Source organism: Flavobacterium notoginsengisoli, from assembly GCF_014207905.1.
Classification (GTDB): domain Bacteria; phylum Bacteroidota; class Bacteroidia; order Flavobacteriales; family Flavobacteriaceae; genus Flavobacterium; species Flavobacterium notoginsengisoli_A.
Genome location: NZ_JACHLB010000008.1, coordinates 45,944 through 69,867, shown reverse-complemented (window position 1 = coordinate 69,867; position 23,924 = coordinate 45,944). Strand labels below are relative to the sequence as shown.

General features: G+C 33.2%; 20 protein-coding genes. 4 read left to right on the top strand and 16 right to left on the bottom strand.

Annotated features, from left to right (window positions below; all coding sequences use genetic code 11):
* Nucleotides 1–32 precede the first annotated feature (32 nt).
* Nucleotides 33–4,550, bottom strand: a complete 4,518-nt coding sequence (gene gltB, locus HNP35_RS20840) for a glutamate synthase large subunit (protein WP_184166776.1) — start codon at nt 4,548–4,550, stop codon at nt 33–35.
* Between the two features lie 416 nt (nt 4,551–4,966).
* Here gltB and sucC point away from each other — a divergent pair, with 416 nt between their 5' ends.
* A complete protein-coding gene (sucC, locus tag HNP35_RS20835) occupies nt 4,967–6,160 on the top strand; it encodes an ADP-forming succinate--CoA ligase subunit beta (RefSeq protein ID WP_184166773.1) in 1,194 nt (397 codons plus the stop codon).
* 218 nt (nt 6,161–6,378) lie between these two features.
* Here the strand turns inward: sucC and HNP35_RS20830 are convergent, their stop codons facing one another.
* A complete protein-coding gene (locus HNP35_RS20830) occupies nt 6,379–7,176 on the bottom strand; it encodes a DUF5694 domain-containing protein (RefSeq protein ID WP_184166771.1) in 798 nt (265 codons plus the stop codon).
* A gap of 221 nt (nt 7,177–7,397) precedes the next feature.
* Here HNP35_RS20830 and HNP35_RS20825 point away from each other — a divergent pair, with 221 nt between their 5' ends.
* Together HNP35_RS20825 and HNP35_RS20820 are read left to right on the top strand one after the other, a co-directional pair.
* Entirely contained in the window at nt 7,398–8,438 is a 1,041-nt protein-coding gene (locus HNP35_RS20825) for a sensor histidine kinase (RefSeq protein ID WP_184166768.1), read from the top strand.
* 3 nt (nt 8,439–8,441) lie between these two features.
* Complete coding sequence (locus HNP35_RS20820) at nt 8,442–9,149, top strand: LytR/AlgR family response regulator transcription factor (RefSeq protein ID WP_184166765.1); 708 nt, start codon at nt 8,442–8,444, stop codon at nt 9,147–9,149.
* 154 nt (nt 9,150–9,303) lie between these two features.
* On the opposite strand, the gene HNP35_RS20815 is transcribed toward HNP35_RS20820, so the two are convergent.
* From HNP35_RS20815 to HNP35_RS20800, 4 genes are all read right to left on the bottom strand, one after another.
* Nucleotides 9,304–9,771, bottom strand: a complete 468-nt coding sequence (locus tag HNP35_RS20815; RefSeq protein ID WP_184166762.1) for a DUF1456 family protein — start codon at nt 9,769–9,771, stop codon at nt 9,304–9,306.
* Nucleotides 9,772–9,961: 190 nt separating this feature from the next.
* Nucleotides 9,962–10,984 carry an aminotransferase class I/II-fold pyridoxal phosphate-dependent enzyme gene (locus tag HNP35_RS20810; RefSeq protein WP_184166759.1) on the bottom strand — a complete coding sequence of 341 codons (1,023 nt, stop codon included), beginning with the start codon at nt 10,982–10,984 and terminating at the stop codon, nt 9,962–9,964.
* Between the two features lie 2 nt (nt 10,985–10,986).
* Nucleotides 10,987–11,997, bottom strand: a complete 1,011-nt coding sequence (locus HNP35_RS20805) for a dipeptide epimerase (protein ID WP_184166756.1) — start codon at nt 11,995–11,997, stop codon at nt 10,987–10,989.
* A 26-nt stretch (nt 11,998–12,023) separates the two neighbouring features.
* Entirely contained in the window at nt 12,024–12,821 is a 798-nt protein-coding gene (locus HNP35_RS20800) for an alpha/beta hydrolase (protein WP_184167054.1), read from the bottom strand.
* Between the two features lie 57 nt (nt 12,822–12,878).
* Between HNP35_RS20800 and HNP35_RS20795 the strand changes: the two genes are divergently transcribed.
* A complete protein-coding gene (locus HNP35_RS20795) occupies nt 12,879–13,280 on the top strand; it encodes a TerB family tellurite resistance protein (RefSeq protein ID WP_184166753.1) in 402 nt (133 codons plus the stop codon).
* On the opposite strand, the gene uvrB is transcribed toward HNP35_RS20795, so the two are convergent.
* The 10 genes from uvrB to HNP35_RS20745 form a co-directional block, all read right to left on the bottom strand.
* A complete protein-coding gene (uvrB, locus tag HNP35_RS20790; RefSeq protein WP_184166750.1) occupies nt 13,277–15,268 on the bottom strand; it encodes an excinuclease ABC subunit UvrB in 1,992 nt (663 codons plus the stop codon). The genes HNP35_RS20795 and uvrB overlap by 4 nt on opposite strands.
* Nucleotides 15,269–15,449: 181 nt before the next feature.
* Nucleotides 15,450–16,394 (bottom strand): alpha/beta fold hydrolase, encoded by a 945-nt coding sequence (locus HNP35_RS20785; RefSeq protein WP_184166747.1) that lies wholly within the window; start codon nt 16,392–16,394, stop codon nt 15,450–15,452.
* Nucleotides 16,395–16,479: 85 nt separating this feature from the next.
* Nucleotides 16,480–16,716 carry a hypothetical protein gene (locus HNP35_RS20780; RefSeq protein ID WP_026728847.1) on the bottom strand — a complete coding sequence of 79 codons (237 nt, stop codon included), beginning with the start codon at nt 16,714–16,716 and terminating at the stop codon, nt 16,480–16,482.
* A gap of 80 nt (nt 16,717–16,796) precedes the next feature.
* On the bottom strand, nt 16,797–17,747 hold the full coding sequence (rlmF, locus tag HNP35_RS20775) for a 23S rRNA (adenine(1618)-N(6))-methyltransferase RlmF (protein WP_184166744.1): 951 nt from the start codon (nt 17,745–17,747) through the stop codon (nt 16,797–16,799).
* 82 nt (nt 17,748–17,829) lie between these two features.
* On the bottom strand, nt 17,830–18,711 hold the full coding sequence (locus HNP35_RS20770; RefSeq protein WP_184166740.1) for a leucine-rich repeat domain-containing protein: 882 nt from the start codon (nt 18,709–18,711) through the stop codon (nt 17,830–17,832).
* Nucleotides 18,712–18,835: 124 nt separating this feature from the next.
* Nucleotides 18,836–19,498: a thiamine diphosphokinase gene (locus HNP35_RS20765; protein WP_184166737.1), complete on the bottom strand. Its 663-nt coding sequence runs from the start codon at nt 19,496–19,498 to the stop codon at nt 18,836–18,838.
* Between the two features lie 115 nt (nt 19,499–19,613).
* Nucleotides 19,614–20,063: a DinB family protein gene (locus HNP35_RS20760; RefSeq protein ID WP_184166734.1), complete on the bottom strand. Its 450-nt coding sequence runs from the start codon at nt 20,061–20,063 to the stop codon at nt 19,614–19,616.
* Nucleotides 20,063–20,545 (bottom strand): GyrI-like domain-containing protein, encoded by a 483-nt coding sequence (locus tag HNP35_RS20755; RefSeq protein WP_184166731.1) that lies wholly within the window; start codon nt 20,543–20,545, stop codon nt 20,063–20,065. Before HNP35_RS20755 ends, HNP35_RS20760 begins: the two co-directional genes overlap by 1 nt.
* A gap of 3 nt (nt 20,546–20,548) precedes the next feature.
* Complete coding sequence (locus HNP35_RS20750; RefSeq protein ID WP_184166728.1) at nt 20,549–21,370, bottom strand: DUF4249 domain-containing protein; 822 nt, start codon at nt 21,368–21,370, stop codon at nt 20,549–20,551.
* A gap of 30 nt (nt 21,371–21,400) precedes the next feature.
* Nucleotides 21,401–23,785, bottom strand: a complete 2,385-nt coding sequence (locus tag HNP35_RS20745) for a TonB-dependent receptor (protein WP_184166725.1) — start codon at nt 23,783–23,785, stop codon at nt 21,401–21,403.
* Nucleotides 23,786–23,924: the final 139 nt, after the last annotated feature.

The following is a 23,924-nucleotide window of genomic DNA, read 5'->3' as shown; positions in this document are numbered from 1 at the left end:
GAATTTGGAATTTTATTTTTTGAAATTGATTTTTATCCTGCTATTAATTCTTCTATTTGTTTTTCTTCTGCAATTCGTTTTAATGCTTTTTTGTAATCAGTTGGCATTACTTTTACGAAGTGCTGTTGTTCATTTTCCCAGTCTGCTAAAATTCTTTTTGCTAATGGACTGCTAGTGTACAATGAATGATTTTTGATCAGTTTTCTTAGTTTAGTAACGTCCTCTTCTTCCATCGGATCGAATGCAACCATTTCCATGTTACATACTGTCGAATCGAATTTTTTGTTTGGATCGTAAATGTAAGCTACACCACCGCTCATACCAGCAGCGAAGTTTCTTCCAGTTTTTCCTAAAACTACAACTGTACCACCTGTCATGTACTCGCATCCGTGATCTCCAATTCCTTCTACAACTGCTGTTGCTCCAGAGTTTCTCACACAGAAACGCTCTCCTGCGATACCATTAATATAAGCCTCTCCGGTAATAGCTCCGTAAAGGGCAACGTTTCCGATAATGATGTTGTCTTCAGGATTGAAAGTCGCAGTAGGAGGTACTTTTACAATTAGTTTTCCTCCAGAAAGACCTTTTCCTAAGTAATCATTACAGTTTCCGTGAATTTTAAATGACAATCCGTTTGTTGCAAATGCACCAAAACTTTGTCCGGCAGAACCTTCAAAATCAACTAAAATAGTGTCAGATGGTAATCCTTGTGCGCCATAAATTTTTGAGATTTCGTTACTCAAAATCGCACCTACAGAACGGTCTGTATTTTTGATTTTGAATGTAACTCTCGTTTTCTCTTTTCTATAGATAGACGGAATAGCTTCTTTAATGATGTCGAAATCCAATACGTTTTCAAGAGCGTGATCTTGAGTTGTTGTATTATGATTTGGAACTGTTTTAGCTTTTTCCGGTTTGTATAAAATAGTTGATAAGTCTAAACCATTAGCTTTATAATGTTTGATAGCTTTGTCTACGTTTAATTTTTGAGACTGACCTACCATTTCTTTTAAAGTTCTGAAACCTAATTGAGCCATAATCTCTCTTAATTCTTCAGCAATGAAATACATGAAGTTGATTACGTGCTCTGGAGTTCCTTTGAAATTTTTTCTCAATTCAGGATCCTGAGTTGCAATACCAACTGGGCAAGTATTCAAGTGACAAGCTCTCATCATGATACATCCAGAAGCTACAAGTGGAGCAGTAGCAAATCCGAATTCTTCTGCACCTAATAAAGCAGCGATAGCAACGTCACGTCCTGTTTTCAATTGTCCGTCACATTCTAAAACTACACGGCTTCTTAAGTCGTTCAAGATAAGTGTTTGCTGTGCTTCAGCTAAACCAAGTTCCCATGGAATACCTGTGTGCTGTAAAGATGTTAATGGAGCTGCTCCAGTTCCTCCGTCATAACCTGAAATCAGGATAACGTCAGCTTTTGCTTTGGCAACACCGGCAGCGATAGTTCCAACTCCAACTTCAGAAACTAATTTCACGTTGATACGAGCTTCGCGGTTTGCGTTTTTCAAATCGTAAATCAACTGAGATAAATCCTCAATAGAGTAGATATCGTGGTGAGGCGGAGGTGAAATCAAGCCTACATAAGGAGTAGAGTTTCTAGTTTCAGCAATCCAAGGCACTACTTTTTCTCCAGGTAACTGTCCACCTTCTCCAGGTTTTGCACCTTGAGCCATTTTGATTTGGATTTCTTTAGCGTTTGTCAAATAGTTGATTGAAACACCAAAACGTCCTGAAGCAACTTGTTTGATGGCAGAGTTTCTAGAATCTCCGTTAATTTCTTTCTGGAAACGTTTTGGATCTTCTCCACCTTCTCCAGAGTTACTTTTTCCACCAATTCTGTTCATTGCGATCGCTAAATTCTCGTGTGCTTCTCTAGAAATAGATCCGTAAGACATTGCACCCGTTTTGAATTTCTTAACGATTTCTGTCCAAGGCTCAACTTCGTCAATAGAAATTGGATCTAAATTGTTGAATTCAAATAAACCTCTAATAGTCATTAAGTTTGAGCTTTGCTCGTTTACAGCATTTGCATATTCTTTATAGCTTTCTGGGCTGTTTAAACGAACTGCTTGCTGTAATTTAGAAATCGTAGTTGGATTAAACATGTGTTTTTCTCCACCACGTCTCCATCTGTAAATACCTCCAATTTCAAGAGAAAGCAAGTTTGCAATTTTTGAATTTGGGAAAGCTTTTTGGAAACGTTTTTTAACCTCTTTCTCCACTTCCATTAAACCAATTCCTTCAATTCTTGATGGAGTGTAAGGGAAGTATTTAGATGTAAATGTTTTGTTTAAACCTAAAATCTCGAAAATCTGAGCAGCTCTGTACGAATGTAAAGTAGAGATACCAATTTTGTTCATGATTTTCACGATTCCTTTTGCAATTGCTTTATTATAGTTTACAACTGCATAATCTGCTTTTACTTTTGTAATGAAACCTTTTTCAACCTGATCGTGAATGATTTCGTTTACCATGTAAGGGTTGATCGCACTTGCGCCGTATCCGAACAATAAAGCAAAATGATGAGGTTCGCGTGGTTCTGCAGATTCGATAATGATTCCGAATTTAGAACGAACCTGTAAAATGTTTAATGAGTGGTGAATGTAAGAACAAGCCAATAACATTGGAATTGGAGCTAATTCTTCGCTTACACCTCTATCAGATAAAATGATAATGTTGCATCCTTCTTCAACTGCTTTAAAAGTAGCCTGAACACATTTTTCAAGAGCACGCTCTAAACCGTTAACTCCTTTTTCTATTTTGTATAAAGTAGAAATAGTAGCCGATTTGAAATCTGCGTGATCGATATTTCTAATTTTATCCAAATCCTCGTTAGAGATAACCGGATTTTGGATTTTTAGTTTTTTACATTGTTTAGATTCAATTTCGAAAATATTGAAATCTCCACCAATTGCTAAACTGATGTCAGTGATGATTTCTTCACGAATACCATCCAAAGGTGGGTTTGTAACCTGAGCAAACAATTGTTTGAAGTAGTTGTACAACAACTGTGGCTGATCTGAAAGAACTGCCAAAGGCGTATCGTTACCCATAGAACTAATTGCTTCAGCTCCATCGCTTCCCATTGGGTTGATGATTGTTTTTAAATCTTCAATAGTATAACCAAACAAACGTTGTCTTGTTAAGAAATCTAATTTTTCAACAGGAGTAGGGTTGTTTGTATAAGGTACGCTTGCTAATGGTAATAAATTTTCGTCAACCCATTGCTGGTAAGGACGTTTTGTAACTATCGCTTTCTTAACTTCTTCGTCTTCGATGATACGACCTTCATTCATATCAACTAAGAACATTTTTCCTGGCTCCAAACGTCCATGTTGAATTACATCTTCTGGATCGATGTCTAATACACCAATTTCAGATGACATAATTACAAATCCACTCTTCGTTAAAGTATAACGAGAAGGACGTAAACCATTTCTGTCTAGTAAAGCTCCAATTACGTTACCATCTGTAAACGGAATAGAAGCAGGACCATCCCAAGGCTCCATGATACAAGCGTTGTACTCATAGAAAGCTCTTTTTTCTGGAGACATAGTCTGGTGTTTTTCCCAAGCTTCAGGAACTACCATCATCATTGCTTCTGGAAGTGAGCGGCCAGTCATTAATAAAAGTTCAACCACCATATCCATAGAAGCAGAATCTGATTTTCCTTCTAAGATAATTGGGAATAATTTTTTGATATCATCGCCAAAAACTGCACTCTGCATAAGCTCTTCACGAGCACGCATACGGCTTACGTTTCCACGAAGCGTGTTGATCTCACCATTGTGACACATGTATCTAAATGGTTGAGCAAGATCCCAAGATGGGAATGTATTAGTAGAGAAACGTTGGTGTACAAGTGCAAGACGAGTCACCAAGTCTGGATCTTTCAAATCTATATAATAACGGCTGATGTCTTCTGGCATCAATAGACCTTTATATATAATAGTAGTTGTCGATAAACTAGTAAAATAAAACATATGGCTTTCAGAAGTTTTAGATCCTCTTACGGCATGTTCTGCAATTTTTCTAGCTGCAAAAAGTTTTGCATTAAATTCTTGTTCAGTTAAATCCTGTCCGTTTTTAGAAACGAAAACCTGTTTAACTGTTGGTTCTTTTTCTGCGGCAATTTCACCTAAATTTTCAACGTCAACTGGCACATCTCTCCAACCTAAAACTTTTAAGTTCTGGTCTTTGATAGTTGCTTCAAATGCATTGATGCAAAAAGAAACTTGGTTTTTGCTTTTTGGTAAAAAAACCATTCCTACTGCATACTCACGCGCTTCAGGGATTTCAAAGTCACAAACTTTCTTAAAAAAATCATGAGGAATGTCGAATAAAATTCCGGCTCCGTCTCCAGTTCTTCCATCAGAACTAACGGCACCACGATGTTCTAATTTAATTAAGATGTCTAATGCTTTGTGAATAATATCATTTGACTTAATACCATTCAAATTACAAATAAATCCTGCACCACAATTGTCGTGTTCAAATTCAGGCAGATAAAGCCCTTGTTCTTTAACTCTCATTCTTGATATTTTTTTTACAAAAATAAAGATTTCGTTAAACATAATGTATTAGAATTGTGCTTTTGCTTTCATTTTTGTTGTAATATTAGAAAATGGGTTCTTAATTATTAATAATATTATATAAAGCATCCCGAATTGCTAAAAATATAATTACTCTTAAAATATATTAGGAAAAATCGTCGGGAGGCCAATAAAACCAGTGAATTTTTTGTTAAATATCAAACGTTTTCTATGATTTGTGTTAACATTAACAAATTATTCCGTTAACAATTTGTTTGCTTTGAAAAATTATCAACGCTTAGTACCTATATATAACATTTATTTAATTGAAAAAGATTTTCCTATTAAGTTGTTATTTGTTACTTTTGTCGCACTTTTATTCTGAAATAAATTCAGAACCAGACAAATTCAATATTATGAACATACACGAATATCAAGGAAAAGAAATTTTAGCGAGTTACGGAGTACGCGTACAACGCGGAATTGTGGCTAACAATGCGGTTGAAGCTGTAGCTGCTGCAAAACAATTAACTGCCGAAACTGGTACAGGATGGCACGTAATAAAAGCACAAATTCACGCAGGTGGTCGTGGAAAAGGTGGTGGAGTTAAGCTGGCAAAAAACTTACAACAAGTTGAAGAGTTAGCAGAACAAATCATCGGAATGCAATTGATTACGCCTCAAACTCCGCCAGAAGGTAAAAAAGTAAACAAAGTATTAGTTGCTGAAGATGTTTACTATCCTGGAGAAAGCGAAACGTCTGAATTTTATGTTTCTGTTTTATTGAATAGAGGTACAGGACGCAACATGATTATGTATTCTACTGAAGGTGGAATGGATATTGAAGAAGTTGCTGAACACACTCCACACTTAATCTTTACTGAAGAAATTGATCCTTCTGTAGGATTACAAGGTTTCCAAGCTAGAAGAATTGCTTTCAATTTAGGTCTTTCTGGAAACGCTTTCAAAGAAATGATTAAATTCATCGACGCATTATACAATGCTTACATTGGTTCTGATGCTTCTATGTTCGAAATCAACCCAGTTTTAAAAACATCTGATAACAAAATCTTAGCTGTTGATGCTAAAGTAAATATCGACGATAACGCTTTATACAGACAAGCTAAATATGCTGAAATGAGAGATATCCGTGAGGAGAATCCAATCGAAGTTGAAGCTAAAGAAGTTGGTCTTAACTATGTTGACCTTGACGGTACTGTAGGATGTATGGTAAACGGAGCTGGTCTTGCAATGGCAACTATGGACTTAATTAAATACGCTGGTTTTGAGCCTGCTAACTTCCTTGACGTAGGAGGAACTGCTGATGCAAAACGTGTTGAAACTGCTTTCAGAATTATCTTGAAAGATCCAAACGTAAAAGCTATCTTGATTAACATCTTCGGAGGTATTGTTCGTTGTGACCGTGTTGCTCAAGGTGTTGTTGACGCTTACAAAAACATGGGAGACGCTATCAATGTGCCAATTATCGTTCGTTTGCAAGGAACTAATGCTGAAATTGCAAAAGAATTAATTGACAACTCTGGTATGCCAATCTTATCTGCAGTTCAATTCCAAGAAGCTGCTGACCAAGTTAAAGCTGCTCTTTCTTAATTAAAATAAGAAATCAATTTATATAGAAAATCCCTTCATGTTTTGGAGGGATTTTTTTTGCAGTCAATTTAACCGCAAAGTACGCTAAGATTTTTATTCTTAAGACTAGATAAAAACGCAAAGTTCGCAAAGCTTCATCTATATAGCTTTGCGAACTTTGCGTTTTTGTAGATTCTAATACTCAAGAAATCTTAGCGTGCTTTGCGGTTAAAAAAACACTATTTCAAAACAGTTGCCAAATCCACAATTTCAAATGTAGGATCATTTTCTATAAAACCTCTAATGATTGAAGCATGACCTGCGCCGACTAAAACCATTATTTTGTTATCTGTACTTTCGGTTAATTTCTGAATTAAAGAATACATATATAAATTTCTCTTGTACCAATTTGATACTAAAGATGGCCCTGTAAAATCGTCCGGATTTCCAGCTCTATTGGCTATTTCCAAATACCATTGCAGATTTTCATTTTCGGCTTGTTTGGTGTTATAATATAACATCATTTCTTGTAATGAGCTTTTTCTAATTCTTTCGTTATGTTGTTTTTCAAAATTTTGAGTAATCAATTTGTTTTTCTCCATTAAATCTTTCTGGTTTGCTTTTTCCATTGACATCATTAAACTGTCATATGGAAAAGAAGTATAGAGATTCATTCCGTATAATTTTTTGTGATTCAGTTTTTTAGCAGTTCTAAGTGCCAGTTGTGTTATTTCATTTTTGTTGTTCTTAAAAAGGCTGTCGGTATTTTTATTGTACAATTTATCTAAGTCAGCTTGTTTGCTAAATTCCCATTCTACAAATATTTTATCTGGGCCAAATTTTTTGATTTTTTCACTCATTATTTCGAGTTCCTTTTGGCTTTTTTCAGACATGATATTGAAGCTGTTTAGTTGAGTAACATCATAACCTGGATTTGCATAATGAAATGTTCCGACCAATAAAATCTGTTTTTTCTTAGTTTGTGCAGACGTTAAGTTTAATGTAATAATTGCTAGTAATAAAATGATTTTTTGCATGACGTTTTGTGTTTAAATTCATTGCAAATGTATCAGCAGATTTTGGGCTTTATTTTCATTTTTGATGAAGACTGAATTTCAGTTGACCAACGATTAAAAACTTACTTTAAAAATGTTCATGTAAAGTTTTTGGCCGTTCATCCTATAAAAAATGAGGTTTCATACAAATACCATTTTCTTTTAAAGTCATAATCGTATTTTTGATCTTATAACTGATTTCTATGAAACTTAAAATACCTTTTTACTATCACATTATTCTCTTTCTCGGATTGTTTTTAACTTACATCCTTTGGGATTACGGAATAAATAACCGAATTGCAATGGTGCAGCAGACGAGTCTTTATTTATGGGTTATGTGCACTTTTATGCTGTCTGTTTTTGTAGTTTATATATTGAACTTTTATACGGTTTGTGATCGGTTTTTAAATAAAAAGAAAATCCATTTTTACTTTTTAAGTATTCCAGTTTCTTTACTGATTTTCGCTGGTGTGAGGTATTTTTTTCAGGAAGTAATTATGTTTGAAATTACAGGAGAACATAATTATTATGAAGAAGCAAGAGAAATAAAATATTATATAAAAGACAATTTTTTCTTTGGATTGCCGGCTATCATTCTGAGTGCCTTAAGCTATTTATTTTGGCAGTCTCAATATTCTCAAAAACAAAATCAGGAATTGCTTTTGGAAAACAAAAAAGCAGAGTTTCAAATGCTGAAAGCACAGGTTAGTCCGCATTTTCTGTTTAATACGCTGAATTCTTTTTACAGTCAGTTGGTTTTAAAAGAAGATGAAATGGCTGATGATATTTTAGTGCTTTCCGATTTGCTTCGATATGTTATTACCGAAACAGATAAGGATGAAGCAGTTCTTTCAAAGGAAATTCAGTTTATTCAGAATTATATTCATTTGCAGAAAAAACGTTTTGAAGATCAGTTATATCTGGATTTTTCTGTTGAAGGAGAATATTCAAATGAAAGAATTCTTTCGTCGGCTTTAATTCATTTTGTGGAGAATGTTTTTAAACATGGAAAACTGAATGATAAAGAAGAGAAAGCTTTGATTTCCATTCAGATCAAAAAAGGGCTTTTAGAGATTTCTACTTTTAATTATAATGTCAACGGAGAAAATTATTCTTCTACCGGAATCGGTTTTGAGAACTTGACGAAAAGACTGGAATACATGTATAAGGATCAATTTATCCTTGAAAAAACAGAAGAAAATAATACCTTTAAAACTTACTTGAAAATACCACTAAAAAACTAATCTATGGCTTTTAAATGCATTATTGTAGATGATGAACCGCCTGCAACGAGAATATTGGAAAACTATATCGGAAAAGTAAATTTTCTTGAAAAAGCGGGAGTTTTTAATGATTCCTTAAAAGCATTAGAATTTTTGAATACCCAAACGGTCGATGTTATTTTTTTAGATATTCAAATGCCTCAATTAACAGGTTTGCAGCTTTCCAGAATTATTTCGAAAAATATAAAAGTCATTTTTACAACTGCTTATCCTGATTTTGCTTTAGAAGGTTTTGAACTCAATGCAGTTGATTATTTGTTAAAACCTATTTCGTTTGAACGTTTTTATCAAGCTGTTTCGAAACTGAATTCAGAACCTAAAACAGTGGTTTCCAATCAAAGTAATCTGCCTGATTTTCTGTTCGTTAAAACCGATGGAAAGAATAAGTTTCAAAAGATTTTTTTAAGTGACATTCTGTATGTAGAAAGTCTTCAGAATTATGTTTGCATTCATACCGAAAAACAGCAGATTATTACACATTCTTCGTTGAAAAATGTAATTGAATCTCTTCCTGAAAATGAATTTATCCAGACTCATAAATCGTATGTTGTTTCTTTGAAGCACATTGAATCAACTGATAATTTTTCTGTTTTTGTAAATGGAAAAGAATTGCCGATTGGAGCAACGTTTAAAGATGCTTTTTTTTATAAAATAGAAGAGAATAAGATTTGATTTTAACCGCAAAGAACGCAAGGATTTTTTATTTAGGATTGAGAATATAAGCGCAAAGTTCGCAAAGCTATAATGGATAAAGCTTTGCGAACTTTGCGTTTATATTTAGTCTTTTAAGTAAAAATCCTTGCGTTCTTTGCGGTTAAATCCCCGGTTACGATTTTTTCTTATTGCCGTTTTTAAAAACCACTTTTTCTACCACAACCGGTTTTCCATTTCCTTTTGGGAATGATTTCTTTTTAGGTTTCCCAGTAGCTGAACCAGATTTTGACGGACTTTTATCGCCTCTGTATTTTTCAGAATCTTTTGGACTCGCTTTGAATTCCGGTCTTTCCTTAGAAGTTTCTCTTTTTGGGATTTCAGCTTTATGTTTGGCTAAAACTTCGTTTGGGTTTTTAGGGTTTTCTTTCGTTCCTCTTAAATGAATTACCAATCCGTTTAAGAAATTACGTAAAACCTGATCACCGCATTCCATATAATTCGGATGATCTTCAGCTCTGAAAAAAGCACCCAATTCTGATTTCGAAATTCTAAAATCTACTAATTCTAAAATTTCAACTATTTGATCATCACGGAGCATCAAAGCCACGCGAAGTTTTTTAAGTATATCGTTATTTGTCATTGTTTTTTGTTTCAAGTTTTTTTGTTTCAGGTTTCAAGTTTTCCAATCTTTACTTGAAGCCAAAGCTCATTACTTTTTTGCAAATGTACGGTTTATTTTTCAGCCATGGCTCGAGTGATAGCGAATAGGTGAAACAATTCACGAATTATTATTCTCAAAGATTATCAAAAAATAATTCGTGAATTTGTGGCTATCTTTTATTGAAAACGTCAACTAATTTATCTAAATCTTCTTTTAAATGATTGGCTGTAATTACAATTCTATTTAATGGTTCAGCTTCTTTTTTGTATCTAAAACTGGCGATAATAATATTTTCCTGTTCTAGTTTCTCTACTAATTCATTGGATAATAAATAAATCAGCGGATAAGTTTTGTCAAATTTAATACTGTCATTTTTGTTTAAAATAGAGTCAATGTAATTTAAATTATCTAACAGTTTTTGATGCTGTACTTTATAAATTTCTTTAGCATCAGAAAGTGTCTGCACAAAAGCTGGATTCATTCCGGCTGCGCTGGTAAAAGTTTCCAATTCTTTTATTTGATTAATGAATTCAGAATCACCTGCAATAACACCGCCTGTTAGTCCAAAAGCTTTTCCTAAAGAGGAAACCATGATTTTTCTTTTTATAGGAAAAGAAACGGAAGAGTATATTCCAGAACCGTTTTTATTTGTAATTCCTAAAGAATGAGATTCATCGATAACTAAAGTGATTTCTTTGTTTTTTGAAATCTTTTCTAGAAATGATAAGTCGACAGGTTTTGTTTCAAAAGAAGGAACGCCGTCAGTTAAAATCGCTATTTTTTCTGGTTTTGAATTTAATAAACGTTCGTTTAAATTTCCATTTAAAAATATAGGAAAACTGTTTTCGGTTTGAATAGCATTGTGTGTATCATTCAAATGAAAAAAACAATCCGTCTGTTTTTTCATTAAATCAATAACCAATTTTCCGGCGAGCATTCCCGAAGAAACCGTAACAGCTTTTTCTGAGCCAATATGAGAAGCCAAAAAACTTTCACCTTCATCATAAGCTTTTAATTGAATATTAGCTGTTCTGGAGCTTCCGTAAGTCGTTCCCCAATTCAAAATATTCTGAACGACTAAATCTTGAAATGCTTTATTTGTTGAAAGGCCCAAATAGGCAGTTCCACCGAAATACAAATACTGTTTTTGGTTAATTTCAATAATTCGGTCAGGAAATTTATCGACTATCATTTTTATAAAAGTGTAACTCCTGTTCCATTTAAATTAGAATAACTCACGACACCGTCTTTAATGGTTACTCCCGTTGCAATATCTTCTGCTAAAAGAAGTGCGCCATCCATGTCAACATAATCCAATTGAGGAAGTAAATGAGCGATTGCAGAAATTCCAACTGTAGATTCTGTCATACAGCCTACCATCGTTCTTAATCCTAATTTTTTAGCTTCTTCAATCATGCGTTTTCCTGGAGTTAAGCCTCCGCATTTTACCAATTTTACATTCACGCCATGAAAATGATTGTGACATTTTTGAACATCTTCTTCAATAATACAGCTTTCATCTGCAATGACAGGAAGAACAGAATGTTTGAATACTTCTTTATGACCTTCCCAATTATCCGCTTTCATAGGCTGTTCTAAGAATTCAACTCCGAGTTTTTTTAATTCAACGGCATTATTGATGGTTTCCTCAACGCCCCAGCCACAGTTCGCATCAATTCTAAAAACAGCGTTGGTATGTTTTCGAAGTGCTTTTACAATTTCAATATCTTCTTTGGTTCCCAGTTTGATTTTATAAATAGGCCAAGGAAGTTCCTGCATTTTAGAAACCATTTTATCTATAGAAGCAATTCCGATAGTATAATCCGTCATCGGATTTCTTTCAGTCGTATAGTTCCATAATTCGTATAATTTCTTGCCTTTTTTGCGAGCGTATAAATCATTGTAAGCAAGATCCAAAGCGCACAAAGCAAACATATCCTCTTTTAAATACGGATGAATTTTTGCCCAGAATATCTCAGGAGTTTCGTCTTCGGTATTTTCGATAATGCTTCTGATTTTTTCTAAATCCTGCATCATCATTGGAACTGTGATATTATAATACGGATTAGAAGTAGCTTCTCCATAACCAGAGAAACCCTCACTTTGTAATTCGACAATTAAGGAAGGCTGAAAATCAATAGATTCTCGTGAAATTGTAAAAGTGTGTTTTAATTTGAGATTGTATTCTCTTAAAATTAGTTTCATTTATAGTGATGTTTTTTTATTTCTTATTAATAACCTAACCAAATTAAAGCTTCAGCAAAATGATCACGCCAAAGTTTTTCGTTATGTTCTCCGCCTTTTACAATTTTGGTTTTGTCTAAATGAAGGCAATAACAGCGTTTGGTATCTAATAAACGTTTCATTTTGTTTAAATCGTTTACCATATCGTCACTTTCTTTATCACCACACAGAAAATAGATTTTAGTTTTGATTTTGGATTGTTTTTCTGCGAAAGTATAAATGTCTGGAGAAAACCAAAATGAAGGTGAAAAAACGCCTGCCTTCCCAAAAACTTCTGGATATTTTAATGCACCGTAGTAAGAAACCAATCCGCCGAGAGAACTTCCGAAAAGGATAGTGTTTTTAGCTTTTACCTTGGTTCTGTAATTTTTATCAATATACGGCTTTAATGTTTTTACAATAAATTCTAAATAATTATCGGCATTTCCGCCACCGTATTTCTCATTTTTAAAAGGAGTCAGTTCATCAATGCGTTTTTCATTTCCATGTTCGATTCCTACTACAATTACGGGAGCTTTTAAACTGTCCAGTTTTTCGTCTACATTCCATTCTCCAGAGTAGGAAGTTTTAGCATCGAAGAGATTTTGGGCATCGTGCATGTAAATAACGCTGTATTTTTTCTTAATGTCTTTAGAATAATTTTCTGGAAGATAAATCCATATTTTTTTTGAGGTATTCAGTTGAGGAGCTTCAATTGTAAAAGTTGATACATTTTTAGAAGCGGTGCTTTGTGCTTTTCCAATAAGTGTTATTAGAAGTAAAGCTGCTAGAAAAATCCTCTTCATCATCAATGTTTTGTGTTTTTATTTAAAAGCAATATTTTAGCTAAAAATAACAAATTGATGAATACAGAAGCGGAAAAAAAGAGTTTACTTTTAGAAATGATTACTTTGGCCACTGTAGATGGCCACTTACATAAACGTGAGCTTGAATTTTTGCGGCTTGTAGCCACAGAATTGAATATAAGTGAGGAAGAGTTTCAGGATTTGTTTCATCAGGAAACAAAATCTTTGCCGATACCTTCTGAAATGCAACGAATCAATCAGTTTTACAGACTGGCTTTGTTAATGCATTGTGATGGCGTTTTGCATGAAAGAGAGTTTCAGGCCATTCAGCAAATTGCTATACAAATGGGATTAAATCTTTTTGCTGTAAAACGTGTTTTGGAAATGATGAAAAAATCGCCTAATACGATAATCAATCCAATTGTATTACTGGAAATTTTTCAGGAACAGCACAATTAAGCCAACTGTTCCTGTAGTTTTTTAATTTCGTCACGAAGTTTAGCCGCTTGGAGGAAATCTAATTCTTTAGCTGCTTTTTCCATTGTTTTACGTTTTTCGCGAATCATTTTCTCCAATTCGGCTTTGGATAAATAAGCTGTTTCGGGTTCAGCAGCAACAGGAATTGGATGCCCTAATTCATATTCCACCAACGGATTTTTCGTAAAGGCACTGTCGATTTTTTTATTTAAAGCCTGTGGTGTAATATTATTTTGAACGTTGAAATTAATCTGTTTGGTTCTTCTGTATTCTGTTTCGTCAATCGTACGCTGCATACTTGCCGTAATTTTATCGGCATACATAATGGCTTTACCGTTTAAATTTCTCGCTGCACGTCCGATAGTCTGCGTTAACGAACGATGATTTCTTAAGAAACCTTCTTTATCGGCATCTAAAATGGCAACAAGCGAAACCTCAGGTAAATCCAGACCTTCACGAAGTAAGTTTACTCCAATTAAAACATCAAAAAGCCCTTTTCGTAAATCCTGCATAATTTCAATACGCTCTAAAGTATCAACTTCAGAATGGATATAACGGCAGCGAATGCTCACTTTAGTTAAATATTTAGCCAATTCTTCGGCCATTCTTTTAGTTAAAGTAGTCACTAGAACTCTTTCATCTAATTCACATCGAACTTGAATTTCCTCAATCAAATCATCAATCTGATTTAAACTCGGACGGACTTCAATAATAGGATCTAATAAACCAGTTGGACGAATAATCTGTTCTACATAAATACCGTCGGTTTTTTGCAATTCATAATCAGCTGGAGTCGCCGAAACATAAATAACCTGATTCTGCAAAGCCTCAAATTCTTCAAATTTTAAAGGTCTGTTGTCCATTGCAGCGGGTAATCTAAATCCGTATTCAACTAGGTTTTCTTTACGGCTTCGGTCACCTCCATACATGGCGTGAACCTGAGAAACGGTTACGTGACTTTCGTCAATAATCATTAAATAATCACTTGGAAAATAATCTAAAAGACAGAAAGGTCTTGTTCCAGCTTCACGTCCGTCAAGGTAACGGGAATAATTCTCAATTCCAGAACAATAACCTAATTCGCGAATCATTTCTAAGTCAAAATTGGTTCTTTCTTCCAGACGTTTTGCTTCCAGATGTTTTCCTATTTCTTTAAAATAATCAACTTGTTTAACTAAATCTTGTTGTATCTGCCATATAGCACCTTGTAAAACTTCTGGAGAAGTCACAAACATATTAGCAGGATAAATAGTAAGTCTTTGAAATTTTTCTATTACATGAGAAGTCTTAGGATCAAAAGATTCTATTTCTTCGATTTCATCGCCAAAAAAGTGAATACGATAAGCATCATCGGCATAACTTGGATATACTTCAACCGTGTCGCCTTTAATCCTGAAAGTTCCTGGATTAAAATCGGCTTCTGTTCTGGCATATAAACTTTGAACCAGACTATGTAACAATTTAGTTCTCGAAATAACCTGATCTCTTTTTATTTCGATTACATTTTTCTGAAATTCAACAGGGTTTCCAATACCATACAAACAAGAAACTGATGCTACAACCAGAACATCACGTCTTCCAGAAAGGAGTGAAGAAGTGGTGCTCAAACGCATTTTTTCCAGTTCTTCATTGATTGATAAATCTTTTTCAATGAAAACTCCTGTAACAGGCATAAAAGCTTCCGGCTGATAATAATCGTAGTAAGAAACGAAATACTCAACCGCATTATTTGGGAAAAATTGTTTGAATTCTGAATACAACTGTGCAGCCAAAGTTTTGTTATGTGCCAGAACTAAAGTTGGTCGTTGTACTTCCTGAATAACATTGGCAACGGTAAATGTTTTTCCGGAACCGGTAACTCCTAATAAAGTTTGATATTTTTCTCCGTCGACTACACCTTGTGCCAGTTTTTGTATGGCTTGTGGCTGATCTCCTTTTGGACTGTATTCTGAAGCTACTTGGAAATTCATTTGTTACTGATGAAAATTAGGTTTGTAAAGATACGAAGATTGTAAATAAAGGCTTTAAAAAGTTTGTTCCGAATTGCATCAATTTAAACTAATTTTAGTTTCTAAAACAAATATAAATTCGTACTAATTCTTGTAATTGCTTCGCCTGTTCGCTATCGCTCGGGTTGTGGCAAAATAACTTTTATTCTAAAAAATTAATAACCGCATCATTTACAATTTTTGGTTGATCAATAGTTAAAAAATGTCCAGCATCTTTTACCGTTTTTGTTTTGCAGTTGGCGAGATATTTATTAGCTCTTTCTAAACTTTCTTCTGAATTAATAACATCTTTATCGCCAATTAAAACCAAAACAGGATTTTGAATTAATTCTAATTCTTTTTGAGAAAAAGGCATCATTTTAAGCATACTCGAATTAGATTTTGAATATTTATTGGCCAAATAAAACTGTCTTTTATAAATAACGCTGATGTTTTCCGGATGAGTAGAAAAGGTTTTTAATGTTTTTCCAAATTTCTTTTCACTAGGAAAAAGTTTTAGCATTAAAGCTGAACTTGTCTTTCCAACTTTATCAATAAATTGGAAAGTTTGTGCCGGACTTAACAATACTATTTTATCAATAGAATTTGACTTTTGAGTTGCTAATAAAGTAGCAATCCAACCACCTCGTGAAGCGCCAATTAAATCAAATTTCTTTAATTTATAGTGATCAAAAACTTCATTATAAAATGCGAGAATATCTTTTGATGAAAGAGATTTAGCCGTTAAATTGGATTTATTGGGTTCCATTATAAAATCAATGGCATAAACACGATGTTTTTTAGTAAAAGCTTTAATATTTGGATACCACATAGTAGAGCTGGCATCCATTCCGTGGAGTAAAACCAAATCTTTTCCATTTTTTGGGCCTGCAATAACTACGTGAGCTGTTCCGAAACTTGTTTTTACATCTTCTTCCGTGTAAGGAATATTCCAAAGTTTTAAAGCCTTATCGTAGGCGGTTTGATATTTTACTTCTTCGGTTTTGGTTTTGAAAACATAATCTTCAAATTTTGCTTTTTTTGAAGCACAACTTGAAATTAAAAATAAAAGCAATAAGATTAGAAGGCGAGAATAATGTTTTAACATGGTAATAAAATTCAATTTTAAGCTTAAAGTTACGATTATCGTAAGCGGAAAGTGTATCAGAATTTTATTTTAAAGTATCATAATTTTAAGATTTATCATTTTTGGAAGTCAGATAATAAATCTGTACAAAAGCTAAAATTGCATTCGGAATAATTACAGGCCAAAGCCATTGATTAAAATCCCTATAATCATTTAGAAAAATGCCATAAATGACAAAGCAAATACAGCCAAACATATTAATAAATCGGATTGTTCTAAGGTTTTTTAATAGAAAACCTCCAACAATAAAAACAGATGCGAGATAACCAATATATTCTGCCATGATTTTGATTTTAAATAGTTTACAATAAATGTAGCAAAAGCAAATTATAAAATCAAGGTTTTGATTTGGAAATCAGTGTTTTAGAAGAATTGGTTTTGTGATTGTGGGTTTTCGAAAAAACTCCAAGCCACAATACGGCTCGTTTTCTGTCCCTGAGACATTTCGATAGTTTTTACTGAAACGGCATTTACTTTTTTCAAGATTTTATAGATCGATGCGAGGTTTTCCTTTTTAGAAACTAAACTAGTAAACCATAAAACCTGCGAAGGATATTTGGCGCTCTCGTAAATCATTTGAGTTATAAATCCGATTTCACCACCATTACACCATAATTCTGCATTTTGACCACCAAAATTTAAAACAGGATTGGTGTTTCTTTTCTCTTTCGGATTAAGATTAGAAACTTTTCTTAAAGAGCTTTTGTTTGCTTCTTCAGCCGAAGCATGAAAAGGCGGATTACACATCGTAAAAGCAAAACGATCTTCGGGTGTAATTATATTTTTAAAAATAAATCGAGGTTCTGTCTGTTGCTGTAAGCTTATAGAATCTATTAAATTGGGATTTGCTTCGATAATTTTGCTGCAATTTTCAATTGATTTTTGGTCAACATCGGTTCCCACAAAACTCCAATTGTAAATAGAATTTCCTAATATCGGATAAATTAAGTTGGAGCCTGTACCGATATCGAGACCTAAAACATAGGAACTATCAGGAATTTGATTGTTGTTGCTTTCTGCTAATAAATCGGCGATATAATGAATATAATCTGCTCGTCCTGGAATTGGCGGGCAAAGATAATTTTTAGGAATGTCCCAATTTTCAATTCCATAATACGTTTGAAGTAAAGCTTTGTTTAAAGTTTTTACTGCAAGCGGATTACTGAAATCAACCGTTTCGATTCCGTGTTTATTAGTCGAAACAAAAGCTTTTAATTCGGGACAATTTGAGATCAGTTTTTCGAAATCATAACGCAAACGATGAAGATTTCTTGGATGTAAATTGTCTTTTTGTGAATTGTTGTCTGCTTTCATTTGTATTGATTTCGATGCAAAGATAGATATTCCATTTTTTAGAAACGGTTTTATTCTACTGCTCAATGAATGATAAAGCTTATTAAGGGTGACTTAATAGATACTCTTTCGCTGTTATTTTCATTTTTTCGTATTCTTGTCTAATTTTTTCGCACTTTTCATTTGAATTTTCCGAAGATATGGCTCTCATTCCTTTTCCTAAAAATTCAATTCTTTTTTCATATTCAAAGAAAAGTTCAACAGGACTATCATCAAAATAAACAATGTTTTCTTTTCCAAATAATACTTCAACAAACGCGTAGTCTTCTAAACTGCAAAATCCCCGACCTAATCTTAATTTCTTAATCTTTTTGTTCTTAACTAACGATTTGAAAATTGGGTATGTTGTATTTAGAATTTTAACTCCAAACCCCATACAAAGAATTTCTAAATTAGGAACTTCACTTAAAAAGTCAAAATTTTCAATTGGCTGATTCCAATCTAAAGTTCCATTTATATAGATATATCTTAAGCTTTCTATTTCTGATAATCCACTAAAGTCAGTTACTCTTCTTAAATTTTCAAAATGAACAGATTTTAGTTTTTTTAATTTCTTTAATGGCGATAAATCTGAAAATCCAGAAACATATTCAAGAATTAGTTCTTCTAAATTGAATAACTCTCCTATGAATTCAATGTCAGTAGTTCTCAAAAAGGTAATTCTCAATCTCTTAATGTTAGTCAACTTTCGGATAGCTTGGACTTGTTCTTTAGTTGCATCATGCAGAGTTAATTCTTCAAGATTTGGACAATCAAAAATTTGCTCCCAATGAAGTTTATTTTGGGTTTTACTTATAGTTAGAATTTTTACTTCGTCTTTGTTTGTGATTTCAAAATCTGCAATAAAAGCAAATCTTTCTCTATTTGGAATTGTTGTCCAGTAATCACCAGTTCTATCCAAATTATCTCCAAAATGATGTTTCATTATTTATATTATAATATCAATTATACGTAAAGATCGAATCTGTGTCCTATTTCAATTGCGTATATTTATCAAAAATATTAAATAATCTTTTTACTACAAGAAAATAATCTTGTTTAAGGTAGTATTAATCAAAACATTCCATCAAAAGCAAATCACCTTCACGATGTGTTATCGTTACAATTCCGTCTTTTTCTACAGAATTACTGCTTCCGGTTCTGTAACCCATTGTGAGCGTATCGTCATTTAATTCATATTTTAAATTAGTCGAATAAATTCCGTTTACAACTCCAATCGGAATTAACGAGATAGGTGTTTTGGCTGTATACCATTTCTCAAATTTTGCTGGTAAAAGGAAGATTTTCGAATGATCGTCAAGAATTACGATTTTCAATAAGTTTCTATATCGAACGATTTGTGTAAGATTGGTAATAGTGTGATCGGCGCGTTTTCCTGTTGCCCAAACGACATTTACGGCTGGAATTTTTCTTTCAATTAAATAATCAAAAGCTTTCTCCAAATCGGTTTTGTCCTGATCTGGCGTGTGAACGATTTCGATTGGAAACTGTGAAGTTTTGTAGATTTCTGGATCAAATCCACGATCAAAATCTCCTAAAAGAACATCGACTTTAATGCCTAATTCGATTACTCTTTCTATTGCCGAATCCAAAACGATAACTAGCGGAGACCATTCCAATAATTGTCCTAATAACTCAGGATCGCACGCGGCTCCGTTTGCAATGATTAAAGCTGGTTCCTGATCGTCTCGGACTATATGGTGTGATGACATGTGCGTTTTTTTGAATGTGGTGCTAAGTTACAGCTACAATTTTAGAATTCTAATTTTTTGCCACAGATTTCACAGATTAATTATTTTGATTCTTTTAATTTGTGGCAAAAAAAAACTATTCATCTAACAATCGTCTATGATAGTTTATTTGTCCTAAATGATAAGCCAAATGTGTTGAAAGATGAACCAGAAAAAATCCCGTTGTCATTTCTTTTTCAAAAACGATTTGAGGATAAATGTTTTCTAAGTCTGCTTCGGCTAAAGAATCGAGCGCATTATTTACAACTGAGATTGTATCTTCAATTTTTTGGATTAATTCTCTTTTCGGAATGTCTTTAAGTGAAAATTCTAAAGGACGATTTCTTATATAACCCGTTTTTCCAATTTCTGCTCCAATGTAGGTGTTTAGATTTCCCATCAAATGAAGACAAAGATTTCCTGCTGAATTGGAAATATTTTTGTCTATAATCCAAAGTGAATTTTCGCTTTCATACGATTCGATTTCGAACTTAAGTTTATCTAAATCTCGATTAAAAAGTATTTTTAGGGTTTGAATTAATGCCATTAATTTCTATTTTTTATAGGAATCCAAATTTCTTCCTCCGAAGTAGGATCATCTTTTTTATATTTTTCATTCATTATTGCAAAATGAGGTCTTTCGTCAACATTATATGCTGAATTAGGAAGCCATTCTGCAAAAATATAATTATAAGTTTTATGTGCGTCAGTTGCTGGTCCTACATGAAGAAATACGGCGTATAGACCGCTAGGAACATTTAACGTTTTCATTTCAGACGGAAGATTTTCAAAACTAGAAACTTCAACAGCAGCCCATTTCTGAAAATTATTGCTTGGATTAAAATTATCAAAATAATGCTCTGGATAGACTTCTAACGAATACAAATTTGCATCGACTGTGTTTTTAATTTCTTTTTTCTGAGGCATAAAGCCATTCCACAATTGAAAAGTTTTATTTTCAATGAAAGACATTTCGATAAAATGGCCAGTAAGTTTTTTTTCGGCTAAGACTTTGATTAGGGGCTGCATAAATTATTGAATTTTGTATTTTTTATTATCGGTTTCGCTTAAAGAGAAATAACCGAGGGGATAATTATTTTTATCTGTTGTATTTACGATGTTTCCTTTTACGGTTGCAGGCGGAGATTGAAAAGGACCGCCAACATTAGATCCTGCAATGCTTACCAAAATATTCATATAATTGTAATATTGTTTAGAAATTCCGTAATGCGTTACTTCAATTTCATCTCCGGCTTTTAAGTCTTCATCTTCCGTGCTGCTGTAGATTTCATTTCCTTGATAGAATTTATCTTCAGATACATAATAGGTAGAAGTTACTTTGCTTGAATAAACGTATTTAAACAAATAATAATTTTCTTCATCAGCTGGATCGGTGTAAAAAGCTTTTATTTCAATATCTTTTCCTGTAAAACCTCCATCATTTTTTTGTTCAATTCGAGTTATTGGAGCAACAGATTTTAGGGTTTCGGTAGCTTTGTAAGTATTTCCTCCGCTAACGACAGTTAAGGTATAGGTTTCGTTAATAACGGGCGTGAAATTATTACAGACATAACGTCCAGATTTATTAACTTCATTAAAATTGAATCTTTGATTTCTACTGTTGTTAATGTAAATTACAGCACCCGAAACTATTGGCACTAATTGATCAAAATAACCCGTTGTGGTCGTTAATTTAATAGTCTGTTGTCTTCCTGTAGAACCTTTTTCCCAATTAATTGCAGCTTCGATAACTAATTTTGGAGGCGCAGTGTCTAAGTCAACATCAACAACATCTTCACAGCTTGCAAAGAAAAGAAAAGTCAAAAATGAGATAAAATAAACTGCTTTTTTCATACCTATATTTTTATTCTTTTACTCTATTTTTTAGAATTTGAAGTTGTAGCTTACTGCTGGTACAATTCCAAAAATAGACAATTGTACAGCTTCATTTACACCAGTATCAACATTTTGGCGAAAATTAATCGATGCTGCATTCATTCTATTGTAAAGATTGTAAATGCTGAAAACCCATTCTCCTTTCCAATTTCTATCTTTATTTTTTCTCGGCGTCAGAGTAGCTGAAATATCTAAATGATGATATGCAGGAAGTCGGTTTTCATTTCTTAACCCGTAACTTGGAACCGTAATTCCTAAATATTCATACTGTCCATTTGGATACGTGACAGGTTGTCCGGACTGCAAAGCAAAATTAGCCCCAAAAGACCATTTTTCATTCAAATTGTAAACAGATGTTATAGCTAAATTATGTGTTTTGTCATAAGCAGAAGCATACCATTTGCCATTATTTATTCCTGGTTCTTCCGAAGTTCTGCCTGGTGTTTGCTGTTCCGATCTTGATAAAGTATAAGCAATCCAACCATTGAATTTGCCTTTGTTTTTCTTAAACATAATTTCCAAACCGTAAGATCTCATTTGTCCGTTTAGAATAACTTGTTCGATCGCGTCATTGGCTATTAAATCGGCACCATCTATATAATCTAATCTATTTTGAATTTCCTTATAATAGGTTTCAATTTCAAAAGAATAGTCTCCATTTTTAATGTTTCTAAAATACCCCAAAGCAACTTGATCTGCGAGCTGAGGTTTGATATAATTATCACTAGGCATCCAGACATCTAAAGGAGTAGGAGAGGAAGTATTTGAAATTAGCTGAAGATATTGTGCCATTCTATTATAACTTGCCTTTAAAGCTTGATTTTCATTTAATTGATAAGAAACGGAAAATCGAGGCTCGAAATTATCATAACTCTGAATGACTTTGTTTTTGCCAAAATATTTTGTCGAAGAAGGTGTTCCTTTTTCGTAAATCTGTAGATCTGTATCATAGACAACAGGCTGGTTGTTATCGTAATAATTAATCGTTGAACTTCCTAATCTATAAAACAAACTATAGCGTAATCCATATGCAATATTAATTTTATTAGAAAGTTGGCTTTCTGCGTCTAAGTATGCAGAAGGTTCGAAAGCGTACTTTCTATCAAGTTGATCCGGATTTATTCCAGAATCTGTTCCTGTGGGTTTTACAGTTCCCGGATTAAATTCATAATAAGTTCCATTTAATCCGTAATTCAATTTCAGTTTGTCTGAAAGATAATGTTTGAAATCGTATTTGATGTTGTAGTTTTTAATTCCAGAATCCCATTTAAAACCAACAAAATCAAGATCTAATCCGTAATAATAATCGCTATAGATTAGAGAAAGGTTTGCGAATAATTTATCAGAATACAAATGGTTCCATCTCAAATTTAAAATCGAATTTCCGTATGTATTGGTAAAACTTTTGTTTAATCTAAAAACATCGCGCCCAAAATAACCAGACAAATATAAACTGTTGTTATCGTTTAATTTATAGCTTAATTTAGTATTTAAGTCATAAAAATAGGCAGCGTTATCTTTGTTGTCTTCTGAAAGTTTTAAGAATAAATGTGCATAAGAAGCTCTTCCTCCAATTAGAAATGAACCTCTGTCTTTTACAATCGGCCCCTCGGCAAGTAATCGGCTTGAAATTAAACCGATACCACCATTCATATGAAAATCTTTACTGCTGCCGTCTTTTTGGTAAATATCTAAAACAGAAGAAGCTCTTCCTCCATAACGCGCTGGAATTCCTCCTTTATATAATTTTAAATCTTTAATAGCATCAGGATTAAAAACAGAGAAAAAACCAAAAACGTGAGAAGAATTAAAAATGGTAGCTTCATCTAATAGAATCAAGTTCTGATCGGCACCACCTCCGCGAACATTAAATCCCGATGCGCCTTCTCCTGCATTGGTAACGCCAGGAAGTAATAAAATAGATTTAAGAACATCTACTTCTCCTAAAACAACAGGCATTTTTTTAATGGTTGAAATAGAGAGTTTGTTAACGCTCATTTCGGGCGACTTGATGTTTATTTTACCTTTATTGTCGGTAACAACAACTTCCTGAAGTTCTTCTGCGTCGCTTTCGCTAATTAAAAAATTGTTTTTAGTGTTCTGGTTTAAAATGATTTTTTTTTGAATGGTTTTATAGCCCAAATAACTTATTTCAATATCATATTCTCCTTTTGGTGCAGAAAGAGAATAAAATCCATATTCGTTTGTTGTAGTGCCAATTTTTAATGATGGAATATAGATGTTAACTCCAATTAGAGTTTCATTGTTTTTGCTGTCGCTGATAGTTCCGCTTAAAGTAAATTTTTCCTGCGCAAATGAGGTTAAAATCGTTAGAATAAAAAGAAAAAATGTGCAGGTATTTTTTGTAATCATTATATTGATTTTGATTTACATAGATAACAATTCTAGCTTAAATATCTGGAAGAAACGACTGTTAAACATAAGTTAAGATAAAAAAAGGACAACCTTGTGAGTTGTCCTTTTATTTATAAAGAAATATAATTGTATTCTT